The organism is Pelistega indica, assembly GCF_000506865.1.
Lineage (GTDB): Bacteria > Pseudomonadota > Gammaproteobacteria > Burkholderiales > Burkholderiaceae_B > Taylorella > Taylorella indica.
Map to the genome: position 1 here is coordinate 18,042 of NZ_AYSV01000092.1, position 12,811 is coordinate 30,852.

The following is a 12,811-nucleotide window of genomic DNA, read 5'->3' on the forward strand; positions in this document are numbered from 1 at the left end:
ATGGGGAAAGTGTTATAAACGACTATTCTCCAAAATGGCTTGGGATTGACGTTCCATAAACTCACGTAAGGTGTCAATACCTCTTAATTTAAGAATTGTATTACGAACGGCAGCTTCCACCAATACTGCCAAGTTACGACCTGCTGCAACCTGTAACATAACTCGTCGAATAGGTAAACCTAACATATCTTGAGTTTGGTCTTGTATTGGTAGTCGCTCAAATTTTTCGTTATTTGCACGAACTAGATGAACAATCAGTTTTAAACTCATTTTTCGACGAACAGATGTTTCACCGAAAATAGTCCGAATATCTAATAGACCTAGACCACGAACCTCTAATAAATTACGTAATAGTTCTGGACATTGTCCTTCAATAAGGGTAGGGGCTGTACGAGCAAATTCAACGGCATCATCTGCGACTAAACCATGGCCACGAGAAATTAATTCTAGTGCTAATTCACTTTTACCTAGCCCTGATTCGCCCGTAATTAAAACCCCTAAACCCAATACATCCATGAATACACCATGAACGGTTGTTTTGGGTGCGTACCGTCTTGCTAAGTAAACTCGTAAAACATCAATGATATGTGCGGAATTAGCGTCAGATGATAATAAAGGGATCTTGCTGCGTTGACAAAAATTCATGACGTTTTGTGGCGCATCTAGAGTTTCGGCAATAATGATGGCAGGAACCCCACCTTCAGCTAATCCGACAAGAGAACGTTCTTGCTGTGCAGGTGATAGGCGATTAAAAAAGTTAATTTCTTCTATGCCAAAAATTTGTATGCGAGAAGGGTGAATGAGATTTAAGTGCCCAACTAGCTCGGCAACAGCATCAATAGTTTCTGGTAATGCACGATTAGCTGAAACTTGCCCAGCTTTCCATGTCAATCTAAGCGTATCAGCATTATCATCAATAAGTTGTTGAATAGATAGCATATTAATACCGGTTGAATTATTTGAGAGTCTCTATAATTTAAACTGCTTTATAAGAAAAAAGCCAATGTTTTCTCATTGGCTTTACTTTAACATTATTATTGGGTCAGCAAATTATAAATAAGTTGAGGGTCAGTTTCTGTTAGTAATTTCTGACGAATTTCATCATCTGACAGTTTCTGTGCAATAGCGGCAAGCAAATCCAAGTGCTGTTGTGTTGCACTTTCAGGGACTAAAAGACAGACGAGTACTTGTACATTTTGTCCGTCTGGGGCGTCGAAAGGAATTGGTGTAGAGAGTCTAACAAAGGCAGCATGTGCATTGTCTAACTTAGGAATACGACCATGTGGAATGGCCACACCATGTCCTAATGCGGTAGAACCAAGACGTTCGCGTGAAAATAGTCCATCAAAAACAGTGGCACGAGAAATGCCCACATTGTTTTCAAACAATAGGGCAACTTGTTCAAAGGCTCGTTTTTTGCTTGTAGCATTGACATCCAAAAGAATGTTCTCGAGCGATAAAATTTTAGATAATTGAGTCATGTTTTTGATTATATGATGAAATCTTAAATATTCATATAAATGTTAGCATCTATGTCGTATGTTTACACTATTCTACTAATAAAAATTTGTGCTACGCACAATAATGCAAAACCTGATTATACTCAAAAAAAGTATAATCAGGCGAGTTTATGATTTTAAGCACTTAAATGTTTATTAGCTTCTTTGGTAAAACTTTGTTGCTTTTCTTTGTGCTTAAGGACTAAGCGGTCAATTTTATCAATAAGTAAATCAATAGCGGCATAAAGATTTTCATGGCTAGACTCTGCGTGTAAGTCTTTGCCTGGTACTCGCAAAGTAATTTCAGCTATTTGTTGGTTTACGTCTTTTGAAATAATTACTTGTGTATCAATGATATTGTCAATATGTCGGGAGACTCTGGTTAGTTTTGTTTCTATATATTCCTTGATGGGTGTAGTAATTTCAAGATGATGACCAGAAATAGTTAAATTCATATGATTACTCCTTTTACTATTAATGACAAAAATTGCCACTTAAAAAACAATGCGTTTAATGCTTTTAATCATTGCATTGCTTTAAGTGTAGCCTGAAAAATAAATATGTCAAACTGGCATGTACCACTATGGATTTATCTTGTGAAATCTGTAAGAATAGAGAAGAAATGAGATTTTTCGCTTATTTCTCTATTCTCAAGGATAGTTTTACATGCGGAAGTGTTCACCAAGATAGACTTTACGCACTTCAGTATTTTGGATGATATCTTCGGGAGAGCCACTAGTGAGAACTGTCCCATCAGAAATAATATAAGCCTTATCGCAAATACCAAGTGTTTCTCGTACATTATGGTCTGTAATAAGTACCCCAATATTTCTTTCCTTAAGAAAACGAATAATTCGCTGAATTTCAATAACAGCAATAGGGTCAACTCCAGCAAAGGGTTCGTCTAATAAAATAAAGCGTGGATGAGTAGCTAGTGCACGAGCAATTTCTACGCGACGTCGCTCCCCGCCTGATAGGGAAAGTGCTTGACTCGTTCTAATATGTTGAATTTGTAGTTCATTTAGCAAATTATCTAATTCAGCATTGATTTGTGCTTTTGTGAGTCTTTTGCCATTATGAGGGTTTTCTTGAAGTTCTAAGACCGCACGAATATTTTGTTCAACAGTTAATCGTCTAAAAATCGATGCGTCTTGTGGTAGATAGGATAAGCCAATGCGAGCACGGCGATGGATAGGTAGGGCAGTAATATTGACACCATCAATTTCAATACGACCAAAATCAGCAGGAATAAGACCAACAATCATATAGAAACTAGTCGTTTTACCAGCACCATTAGGACCTAGAAGACCGACTACCTCACCACTAGAGACTTGTAGGGTGACATCTTTAACAACGGTGCGTTTACCATAGGTTTTTTGTAAACCGATAGCGTTTAATTGGCCTGACTGGATTACTTGTTCACTCATATTTATTTCTTGTTTATAGTAGAAGGCATAGGTTTGCCATTATACTTTTTACGACATTCAGCGACTAAGGCGTCTACTTTTGCACGAGATTGAACGACAGAGCGAACTCTCCCTTTTCCTGGGATGATGGTCCTCCTTCAGCAAAATATGTAGCTTCTTTGCTGTTGTACGTAATAGTATCTCCACGTAAGTTATCAATGGCTTGACCACAGACATGACGAATAACAATCGCTTGACCGATTAATTTTATGACTTCAGTTTCACCATTATAGGTGGCTGTGTTTCCTTCAGCATAAATTGTTTCGTAATTGTCTGGTCTCTCTTCGTAGACAGTCACTTTAGGATTCTTTTTCATAATGGCCTGACCATGTTGAAAGCCCTTTTTATCTTCTTGCAAATGTAACTCATCCGAAGTTAGACGTAAAAGACCTCGAGTTAAAATAACATTACCTTTGAATTCGCTTGTTTTGGTGGCGTCATTATAGGTTAACGAGTCTGATAGCACTAGGGTTTCTGGTGCATCAGCAGGCTGGGTAGTCCCTGTTGTTTTTTTCGCTTGAGCAAAAAGCAAAGAAGGAGCGACTAGGGAACCTAAGAGTAAAAATAGTATGCTTTTCTTCATTGTTGAGAACCTTCTTTATTTTTTGTGGCCTTATCCATATCTTGAGGAGAAATAGTCACGTCAGTATTTGCAAAAACGTTGAGTTGCTGGGTTTTGTTATTGTAAATCATTCCTTGGCCTTTCATTTTAGAATTGCCTTGTTTGACATCAGCAAGTTTATCCGTTTTGATAATATCTTCTTCTGGTAGAACGGTTAATTCTTCACTACGGACATCTAAGGCAGAGTTTTCTGCTGTAGGAAAACGATGGATATGGGCGTTACCACGGAGAATGACTAGGTTACCATGTTCTTTCATGGTCGCCGTATCACTAGTGGAAACTACTCGAGGTCGTTCTGGATGTACGCCAATAAGGATAGGGTTAACTGCATCATACGAGTCATCATCAGGAAAATGCACCATACTGTCGCCCGATAAACGATTGATAGCATGACCAGTGCGATCAGAGCTGACCATAACGAACTTCCCAGTCCATGCATCCGGTTCATGAGTGATTTTTATTTCGGGATCTATAGGTATCGCACGTTGGGCGTAGTCTGCTGCCCACCATGCAGTGATTACTAACACGGCGAGTAAAAAGAAAGCGATTAGAGCAGGAGCACGTTCTTTCATAATAGTTATTGAATAGCGATTCCTCGAACGAGTAAATTACCTTGTAAAAAAGGCCCTAATAAGCCTTGGGAGGCTAAGACAATATCGGCTAATTCTCTAGCTGCGCCATAACCACCTTGAACAGTGGTGACATAATGAGCCGCTTGCTGTAGATAGGCAGGTGCATGAGGTACGCTAACGGCTAAGCCCACTTTTTGCATGGCTTGTAGATCAATAATATCATCACCAATATAGGCAATTTGCTCAAGATTTAAGTGGTGCTCATTGGCTATATCGGTGATAAGTTTGCCTTTGTCTCTTGCGTCTTGATAAAGTAAGTTGATGCCTAAATCAGCCGCTCTACGAGTGACAATAGGACCACTACGACCTGTAATCAACGCAACCATGATACCACCTTGGAGTAGCATTTTTAAACCATGTCCGTCTAGTGCATTAAAGCGTTTTAATTGTTCGCCATTCTCGCTATAAAGTAAAGAGCCATCAGTCAATACGCCATCAACATCAAAAGCAATGAGTCTAATCTTTTCAGCACGTTGACGAACAGACTCAGGGACTTTTGACAGAATAAGTGATTCGGCAGGGTGTAATATTTTATTCATTCTTTACCTTTGAAATTAAATAACTTTTGCGGCCATTAAATCATGCATATGTAGTGCGCCAACTAGTTTCTGATTGGTATCTACAACGAGCATATGTGTTAAACGGGATGTTTCCATCATAGATGCCGCTTCAACAGCTAGGTCTTGGTCTTGAATACATTTGGGATGTATCGACATTACATCACCCATGGTGAAATGACGAATATCACCTTCTTTTTGGATTAAACGACGTAAGTCCCCGTCTGTAAAAATACCAATAGGCACAAACTGATCATTAACTATAATTGCCATCCCCATACGTTTGCTAGACATAACTTTTAAGGCGTCCGTGAGACTGTCTTCACTACGTACAATAGGTAAATCATCGCCTTTGCGCATTACATCGTAGACATGGGTTAACAATCGACGACCAAGCGCACCACCAGGGTGGGATCGGGCAAAGTCAGCTGCACCAAAGTTGCGAGCCTCAAGGCAGGCTATAGCAAGAGCATCTCCCACTGCCAATGTTACTGTCGTACTAGCTGTAGGCGCAAGACCTAACGGACAAGCTTCTTTGGATACATGTACATCTAAAAAAACATCACTTAGCTTAGCAAGATCAGAGTGGGGATTGCCACAAATAGCAATAATTTTGGTACCTAAACGTTTAAGTACAGGCAGGATGGTTGATAACTCAATAGATTGTCCTGAATATGAGATAGCGAGCACAATATCATTGCCTGTAATCATACCTAGATCACCGTGAACAGCTTCTGCTGAGTGCACAAAAAAAGCGGGGGGTGCCTGTTGATGCTAATGTCGCTGCAATTTTACGTCCAATATGACCTGATTTCCCCAAACCAGTGACAACTATACGACCTTGACAAGCCAGAATGGTATCAACGGCTTGGATAAAAGAGTTATCCAAACGCTGAGCAAGCGCTGACATTGCCTCTGTTTCAGTGGCAATCGTACGTTGTGCAGAAAGAATATGAGCATGTGCAATTTTCATATGCCTATTTTAATTGAACGCAGTGCAAAAATTCTTGCTTTAGTCATCAAGAGAAAAAACTTATTCTTTCTATTACTCATATTTTTCTGTTTCTATTAGGGCTATAATGAAGAGGTTTGATTAAAATCTTTTAGGTTCTATATATGCAATATAATCCCGTTGAAACAGTACGACAATCCATTCGATCTATTAGCGATTGGCCAAAACCAGGAGTCACGTTTAGAGATATTACTCCTGTATTGCAGGATCCACGTTCATTTAGAATGTTTGATTGACATTTTTATTTCTCGTTATATGCGTCAACGCTTGGATTTAGTTGCTGGTGTGGATGCTCGAGGCTTTATTATAGGTAGTGTTCTAGCTTATGAGCTCAATTTAGGTTTTGTACCTATTCGTAAAAAAGGTAAATTGCCTTTTGAAACAGTTGGTGAGGATTATCAGCTTGAGTATGGCAGTTCTTCTGTCGAAATCCATACAGATGCTATTAAACCAGGTCAGCGTGTCTTGCTGATTGATGATTTGATTGCTACTGGAGGGACTTTGTTGGCTGCCAGTCGCTTATTACAGCGCTTGGGTGCTAATGTGGTAGAGGCAGCCTCAATTATTGATTTACCAGAATTAGGTGGTTCGAAATTAGTAAAAGAATCTGGTATGCCCGTATTTAGCTTATATCAATTCTAGTCTAGTGTTTTGCATTTGCTAGTTTGATTTTAATCAGAGAAAAAGGCTGTACATAGTAGCGACAGCCTTTTTCATTGGGACTTAAATAGTATTTAAATGTCTAGTCGTAAACATTAGATTGCTTAGTGTCTTAATAATGCTGATTCTAAAGGAATAGTTTATAAGCAGGGTTATCTGTTTCGTTGACAAAAGGGTATCCTAGTTGATCCAAAAATGCTTTAAAGGCTTTTTTATCTGAGGTAGGTACTTGTATGCCGACTAATACATGTCCAAAGTCACCACCCATATTACGATAATGGAAAAAGCTAATATTCCATTCTGGGTTCATTGATTCTAAAAAACGCATTAATGCACCGGGTCTTTCCGGAAATTCAAAGCGGTACAGGACTTCATTATCTGCTAAGTCAGATCGCCCTCCAACCATATAGCGCAGATGTGTTTTTGCTAAATCATTATTAGTGAGATTTAATACGATGAATTTTTTCTTTTCTAATAGTTGCTGTATTTTTGCCGTATCCTCTGTAGATGATGTTTGTACACCTACAAAAACGTGAGCAAGTTCTTTGTCAGAAATGCGATAGTTAAATTCAGTCACACTGCGATTGCCTATTGATGAACATAGCAGTTTGAAACTACCTTTTACTTCAGGCATGGTTACGGAGAATATAGCCTCTTTATGCTCACCTACCTCAGAACGTTCTGCCACAAAACGTAAACGATCAAAGTTCATATTAGCACCAGACATCACGGCGATAATGTTCTTTGATTTCCATTGATGTTTGTTAGCATATTTTTTTGCGCCAGCTAGTGAAAGGGCGCCAGCTGGCTCTAGAATATTACGAGTGTCTTGGAATACATCTTTAATGGCAGCGCAAATCTCGTCTGTATTCACTGTAATATAGTCATCCACAAATTCTTTACATAGCTTAAATGTCTCAACACCCACTTGTTTTACCGCAGTACCATCTGAAAATAGACCAACGTCTGATAAGTGTACACGACGGTTAGCTTTAATACTTTTAATCATTGCGCAAGAGTCTTCTGTTTGTACTCCAATGACTTTAATGGAAGGGTCTAATGCTTTGATATAAGCAGCTACGCCAGCAATTAAGCCACCGCCACCGATTGCACAAAAAATAGCATCGGGTTTTTGAGGTGACTGACGTAGGATTTCCAAGGCAATAGTTCCTTGACCAGCAATCACATCAGGATCGTCAAAAGGGTGTACAAAGGTTAGTTTTTCTTTTTTCTCTAATTCTATGGCATGAGCATAAGCGTCTGAATAGCTAGTGCCTGCCAATACGACTTCACCACCTAGACGTTTTACAGCATCGACTTTAACTTGAGGCGTAGAGATAGGCATCACGATAATGGCGCGGCAACCTAATTTCTTGGCAGAAATAGCCACTCCTTGAGCATGGTTGCCTGCAGAAGCGGCAATTACCCCTCTATCCAATTCTTTGCGCGATAGGTTTGCCATTTTATTATAGGCACCACGAATTTTAAAGCTAAATACTTGTTGAGTGTCTTCTCGTTTCAGGTAGATATTATTATTAATTCTGGCTGACAGCAGTTTGGCATGATCTAAAGGAGTTTCTTTGGCAATTTCGTAAACTTTAGAGGTAAGAATTTTTTTTAGATAATGTTCTCGCATGGTCAAAACCTATGGCATAAATTGTGCATAAAAAAGCTTGATGAAAGAATTTTCATCAAGCTTCTTATTATAAACACTAAAAGCTCAGAAATAGAAAAGTCTTAAAAGATAAATTCTATAAAATTGATATTATGTAGCATATGTTTTTTGAGCATAATCAAGCGCTCTTTTTCAGGCGTCTTAATAAGACGGGTACAAATAAGAATAATATGGCTCAGACTTAAAGTAATCCTTGCTCACTTAATGTTTGATGAATACGTTTGGCAAAAGGTAATGCATTTGGTTGGTCACCATGAATGCATAAGGTATCTGCTTGAATAGGAATTTTTTTGCCTGATTGACTTATCACAAAGCCATGCTTAACCATATTTAAAACTTGCTCTATGGATTGTTCTTCATCTGTAATCATTGCGCCAGCTTGTGTTCTTGGGGTTAATAAGCCATTATCTTGGTAACTCCTATCAGCAAAAACCTCTTGCTTGACAGAAAGTCCAAGTTGTTGAGCAGTAGCAGAGAGTTTACTATTGGCGAGTGCAAAAAAAACTAATGAGTTATCTACATCATACACCGCTTGAGCAATTGCTTTAGAAAGCCCCTCATCATTAGCAGACATATTGTATAGTGCACCATGAGCCTTCACGTGATGTAAGTGAGTTCCTTGTGATTTAGCGACAGCTGCCAAGGCGCCAACTTGTACGACGACTAAGTCATAAGCTTGATCGGGAGTGATAGGAATATTTCTACGACCAAATCCGGCTAAGTCATTAAAACCAGGGTGGGCACCAATCTTAACATTGTGTTGAATAGCTAATGCAACAGTCTTGCGCATCGTATGTGCATCACCAGCATGAAAACCACAGGCAATATTGGCTGAGTGAATGTATGGCATGATTTCGGCATCATTGCCCATTTTCCACGCACCAAAGCTTTCCCCCATATCACAGTTCAAATCAATGCCCATAAAATAATCCTTAAAAATGACTAAAATACTGATGTAAAGTCTTTACTGTATCATGAAGTTGTTGTTTTAGTTGTTCAAATCGTTTTAAGCGTTCAAACCAACTTTGCTGAGCCTCTTCCAATGTTGTAAGGGTGAAGTGAATCTGCTCTCCGGGTAGAGACTGTGCTAAATAGCCTAGGTCTGCCGTAATGACATTGGCAATTTTTGGATAACCTCCAGTGCTTTGCCTATCAGCCATTAGAATAATGGGGTTGCCGTCAGGAGGGACTTGAATCGTACCAAAATTACTTGGCTCTGAGAAAATTTGTAAAGGTTTAGTCAAATTCAGTGTCTGACCTTGTAAACGATAGCCCATGCGATCTGACTGAGGGCTGATTGTAAATGATTGATGAAGAAATTGTTGCTGGCTTTCTGGTGAGAATAGATCAAAATGAACTCCAGTGAGAACACGGATAGATGATCTTTTTTGCAAACCAAGCCCTGAACTTAAATAAATACGCTGAGAATTAATCCGTTCTTTTAAAAGAGGAATGTGAGTATCAGCAAAAGTACCATTAAGGGGAATCCGATCTTGTTTTTTTAGTGCTTGCCCGTTTAGCCCCCCTAGTTTAGATTTTAAGTCTGTGCTATGACTATGCATGACATTGGGTAAGTTAAAACCGCCAAAAACGGCCAAGTACGTTCTTGCTCCTGTGGTTGTAGCGCCCGTTTTGAAGTGAAGAGTTTGTCCTGCTTTAATGAAATAGGCGCGGTTATTTTGAATAGGAGAGTCATCAATATGAGGGTTCAAGAAAGCACCGGTCAAGGCAATGCAAGCATGGTGTTCAAATAATAAACTCGCGCCTAAAACCGTCATTTCTAAGCAAGTTTGTTGTGCATCATTGCCCACCAATATATTAGCTAATCGGAAGGCGCTTGGATCCATTATGCCAGAGACATTGACACCTAAAGACTGATATCCCCATCGACCACCGTCTTGGAATGTACTTAATAACCCGGGTTTTTGTACGAGAATGCTCATATATGTTTAAGATGTAGAAATTCTTCTTTTGAGATAGATTTAAATTGAACCAAGTCACCTGCTTGATACAGTGTTTTGGGTTGTCGATTAGGATCAAAAAGTGTTAGTGGTGTGGCGCCGACAATATGCCATCCTCCAGGTGTTTCATAAGGATAAATAACACATTGTCGATTAGCGATTGCAATTGACCCTGCTGGTAATTTTGTTCTTGGTGTGGGACGACGGGGGATATTTAGCTTTTTATCAAATAGCCCTAAATACGGTAGCCCAGGAGAAAAACCCAGCATAAAAACTCGTACGGGCGATTGAGAATGCAATTGAATGATTTCTTCGATACTAAGGTTGAGTTGTGCGGATAGTTCTATTAAATCAATCCCATATTCTAAGTCGTAACAAATGGGAATTTCTACTAGTTTGCCAGTATCACTGTCACTTTTAGATAACTCAGTTAAAACATTTGCCCACAATTCAGCGGTTTTGTCTTTTAGGCGTGGCAAAAATTGTGAGTTAATACGGTCTAGATCATAATAAATACCCACGGTGCTAAAAGTAGGGATGGCTTCTAGAATACCCGATAGTGTTTGTTGTTGTATCAGTAAATTAAATTTTTGGGCTAAGAGAATAGCCGCCTTGTTAAGAGTGATATCAGGCATTTCAAATGGCTGATTACGACTTAAACGGATAATAAGGGCGTTATCACCTTCATTATCAAAGGTATAAGACAAGTCAGTAGGAATCATAGTGAGGTAATATTTTCTTTAGGGAATATTAAGCTAAAAGTACTACCTTTATTTAGTTTACTTTTAATCATCAGTTTGGCATTATGGCGAATTGCAATATGTTTGGTAATTGCCAGGCCAAGCCCTGTTCCCCCAGAGGCACGAGAACGACTCTTGTCTACACGATAAAAACGTTCTGTGATTCTAGAAATATCACTAGGTGCGATACCAAGCCCAGAGTCTTTGACACTAAAGATAGCTTGCCCATCTTCAGCCAGTCCCCAAAAAACCTCAATTTGACCATTAGCTGGTGTATATCTTACAGCATTTGTTAACAAATTAGTAATGGCTGAGCTGAGTTCGTGTGCATTTCCGCTCACAGAGAGTGTTGGGTTAATTGACCAACTTAACTGATGTTGACCTTTTGATAAGACTTCAGTTTGGCGCTTCGCTTGTTCAATAAGGCTTGCAATCGGTACAGATTGTTGGTTAGCAAGTTTAGTTGACTCGAGAGTTGATAATGTGAGTAAATCGGTCACGATAGCCAACATACGTTCAGCTTGTTCGTGCATTAGGTCTTCATAATGAACACGTTGTTCGGGGCTGATAGCCTCCGGAGGTAAATCACGTAGTGTTTCAAGAAACCCTGTTAATACTGTTAATGGTGTTCGTAGCTCATGAGAAACATTAGCAACAAAGTCTTGTTGAGTGGTTCGTAATGATTCTAGTTGTGTATTATCAAAGCAGAGTAATAATATATTATCTGTACTATAACGGGTAAATTCAAATTTTAAATGATAGAGACGTCCATCTCGTTCATCATAAGTTGTATAGGGTTTTTGCCAATCACCTTTATAAGCATATTGATAAAACTCAGGCCAACGGATAAGGTTAAAAATTTTATAGCCGATATCTTTTTTAGAGTCTATGCCAAGGAGTGTTTTTGCGTTTCTATTGCACCATTGAATGATGAAGTTTTTATCCAAAATCAAAACGGCAGCAGGGAAGGCATTGGCTGCCCACAAAATATTTTGATTTAGTTGTGTAATTTGTTGAATGGTTAGTGTTTTGTGACGTAAAGCTTTATAGGTAGGAGTTACAATTTCATCATATTTTCCTACATATACAGGGGGTGGTTGATTAATGTCATCAGCCCATTTCAGTGTTTTATCAAAATAACGATAATCAATATATATATATATGGCAAGAAAGATTGCATGGTAATAAGACCCGAGAACCCTTCTAGTAGGTGCTGAATCAATAAGGCAAATAAAAAGCCAAAGAGCAAAATTGAAATGGACCTAAACCAATGCATACATCAAGCGGGAAGTTTTGTTGTGAAACGATAACCGCTTCCTCTAACCGTTTCAATTAAGTGATGGTGCCCACTAGGCTCCAACGCTTTACGTAGGCGACGGATGTGTACATCTACTGTTCTTTCCTCTAAGAACACATGATCACCCCAAACATGATCAAGTAATTGACCTCGTGTGAAAACACGTTCAGCATGTGTCATAAAGAAATGCAACATACGAAATTCAGTAGGTCCTAAAGAAAGAGAAGTTCCATTGCCTGTGACACGATGGGCAACTGGGTCCAAATGTAAGCCAGCAACGGAAATTTCATCATCTGTTAATTGAGGAGAACGGCGACGCAGTACAGCTTTAATACGAGCTAGAAGTTCTTTTGGTGAAAATGGTTTTGTAATGTAATCATCCGCACCATTTTCTAGTCCTTCTACTTTGTCCTCTTCTGTTATTTTTTGCTGTGAGCATAATAATGGGGATATCACGAGTTCTCTCATCTTGGCGTAAAGTTTTCGCCAATGTTAATCCTGAAGTGCTTGGTAGCATCCAATCCAATAAAATTAAGTCTGGTAATTCTGCATTAATTAATATTTTGGCTTGTTCTGCATCAAGTGCACGCAATACTTTGTGCCCAGAGAAGGTTAAGTTAACAGCGATTAGTTCCTGAATTGCTGGTTCATCTTCAACAACGAGAATAGTACTTGCCATAATAAGGCTGA

12 protein-coding genes and 3 pseudogenes are annotated in these 12,811 nt (G+C 39.0%); 1 reads left to right on the forward strand and 14 read right to left on the reverse strand.

Going from position 1 to position 12,811, the window contains the following annotated elements; all coding sequences use genetic code 11:
* Positions 1 to 12 precede the first annotated feature (12 nt).
* The 8 genes and pseudogenes from hprK to V757_RS23360 all read right to left on the reverse strand — a co-directional run bounded on the left by hprK (position 13) and on the right by V757_RS23360 (position 5,749).
* Positions 13 to 939 carry an HPr(Ser) kinase/phosphatase gene (gene hprK, locus V757_RS23325; RefSeq protein WP_023951714.1) on the reverse strand — a complete coding sequence of 309 codons (927 nt, stop codon included), beginning with the start codon at positions 937 to 939 and terminating at the stop codon, positions 13 to 15.
* A gap of 95 nt (positions 940 to 1,034) precedes the next feature.
* Entirely contained in the window at positions 1,035 to 1,481 is a 447-nt protein-coding gene (gene ptsN, locus V757_RS23330) for a PTS IIA-like nitrogen regulatory protein PtsN (RefSeq protein ID WP_023951716.1), read from the reverse strand.
* 155 nt (positions 1,482 to 1,636) lie between these two features.
* A complete protein-coding gene (hpf, locus tag V757_RS23335) occupies positions 1,637 to 1,954 on the reverse strand; it encodes a ribosome hibernation-promoting factor, HPF/YfiA family (RefSeq protein ID WP_023951718.1) in 318 nt (105 codons plus the stop codon).
* A gap of 207 nt (positions 1,955 to 2,161) precedes the next feature.
* The gene (lptB, locus tag V757_RS23340) at positions 2,162 to 2,926 is read right to left on the reverse strand and encodes an LPS export ABC transporter ATP-binding protein (protein ID WP_023951720.1); all 765 of its coding nucleotides are present in this window, start codon (positions 2,924 to 2,926) and stop codon (positions 2,162 to 2,164) included.
* Positions 2,927 to 2,999: 73 nt separating this feature from the next.
* Positions 3,000 to 3,548, reverse strand: coding sequence for a lipopolysaccharide transport periplasmic protein LptA (lptA, locus tag V757_RS23345; RefSeq protein ID WP_052019366.1), 549 nt, complete (start codon positions 3,546 to 3,548; stop codon positions 3,000 to 3,002).
* Positions 3,545 to 4,159: an LPS export ABC transporter periplasmic protein LptC gene (gene lptC / locus V757_RS23350; protein WP_023951722.1), complete on the reverse strand. Its 615-nt coding sequence runs from the start codon at positions 4,157 to 4,159 to the stop codon at positions 3,545 to 3,547. Before lptC ends, lptA begins: the two co-directional genes overlap by 4 nt.
* Positions 4,160 to 4,164: 5 nt before the next feature.
* Positions 4,165 to 4,758, reverse strand: a complete 594-nt coding sequence (locus V757_RS23355) for a KdsC family phosphatase (RefSeq protein WP_023951724.1) — start codon at positions 4,756 to 4,758, stop codon at positions 4,165 to 4,167.
* A gap of 15 nt (positions 4,759 to 4,773) precedes the next feature.
* Positions 4,774 to 5,749 (reverse strand): annotated as a pseudogene (locus V757_RS23360) (KpsF/GutQ family sugar-phosphate isomerase).
* Between the two features lie 143 nt (positions 5,750 to 5,892).
* Here V757_RS23360 and V757_RS23365 point away from each other — a divergent pair.
* A pseudogene (locus V757_RS23365) lies at positions 5,893 to 6,430 on the forward strand (adenine phosphoribosyltransferase).
* A gap of 145 nt (positions 6,431 to 6,575) precedes the next feature.
* Here the strand turns inward: V757_RS23365 and ilvA are convergent.
* From ilvA to phoB, 6 genes and pseudogenes are all read right to left on the reverse strand, one after another.
* Positions 6,576 to 8,084 (reverse strand): threonine ammonia-lyase, biosynthetic, encoded by a 1,509-nt coding sequence (gene ilvA, locus V757_RS23370; RefSeq protein WP_023951726.1) that lies wholly within the window; start codon positions 8,082 to 8,084, stop codon positions 6,576 to 6,578.
* Between the two features lie 220 nt (positions 8,085 to 8,304).
* Positions 8,305 to 9,045, reverse strand: coding sequence for a 5-oxoprolinase subunit PxpA (locus tag V757_RS23375; RefSeq protein ID WP_023951727.1), 741 nt, complete (start codon positions 9,043 to 9,045; stop codon positions 8,305 to 8,307).
* A gap of 10 nt (positions 9,046 to 9,055) precedes the next feature.
* The gene (locus V757_RS23380) at positions 9,056 to 10,066 is read right to left on the reverse strand and encodes a 5-oxoprolinase subunit C family protein (protein ID WP_023951729.1); all 1,011 of its coding nucleotides are present in this window, start codon (positions 10,064 to 10,066) and stop codon (positions 9,056 to 9,058) included.
* On the reverse strand, positions 10,063 to 10,806 hold the full coding sequence (gene pxpB, locus V757_RS0114495; protein WP_023951732.1) for a 5-oxoprolinase subunit PxpB: 744 nt from the start codon (positions 10,804 to 10,806) through the stop codon (positions 10,063 to 10,065). Before pxpB ends, V757_RS23380 begins: the two co-directional genes overlap by 4 nt.
* The gene (gene phoR / locus V757_RS0114500) at positions 10,803 to 11,810 is read right to left on the reverse strand and encodes a phosphate regulon sensor histidine kinase PhoR (RefSeq protein WP_162146576.1); all 1,008 of its coding nucleotides are present in this window, start codon (positions 11,808 to 11,810) and stop codon (positions 10,803 to 10,805) included. Before phoR ends, pxpB begins: the two co-directional genes overlap by 4 nt.
* Before the next feature lie 293 nt (positions 11,811 to 12,103).
* Positions 12,104 to 12,800 (reverse strand): annotated as a pseudogene (gene phoB, locus V757_RS23385) (phosphate regulon transcriptional regulator PhoB).
* Positions 12,801 to 12,811 lie beyond the last annotated feature (11 nt).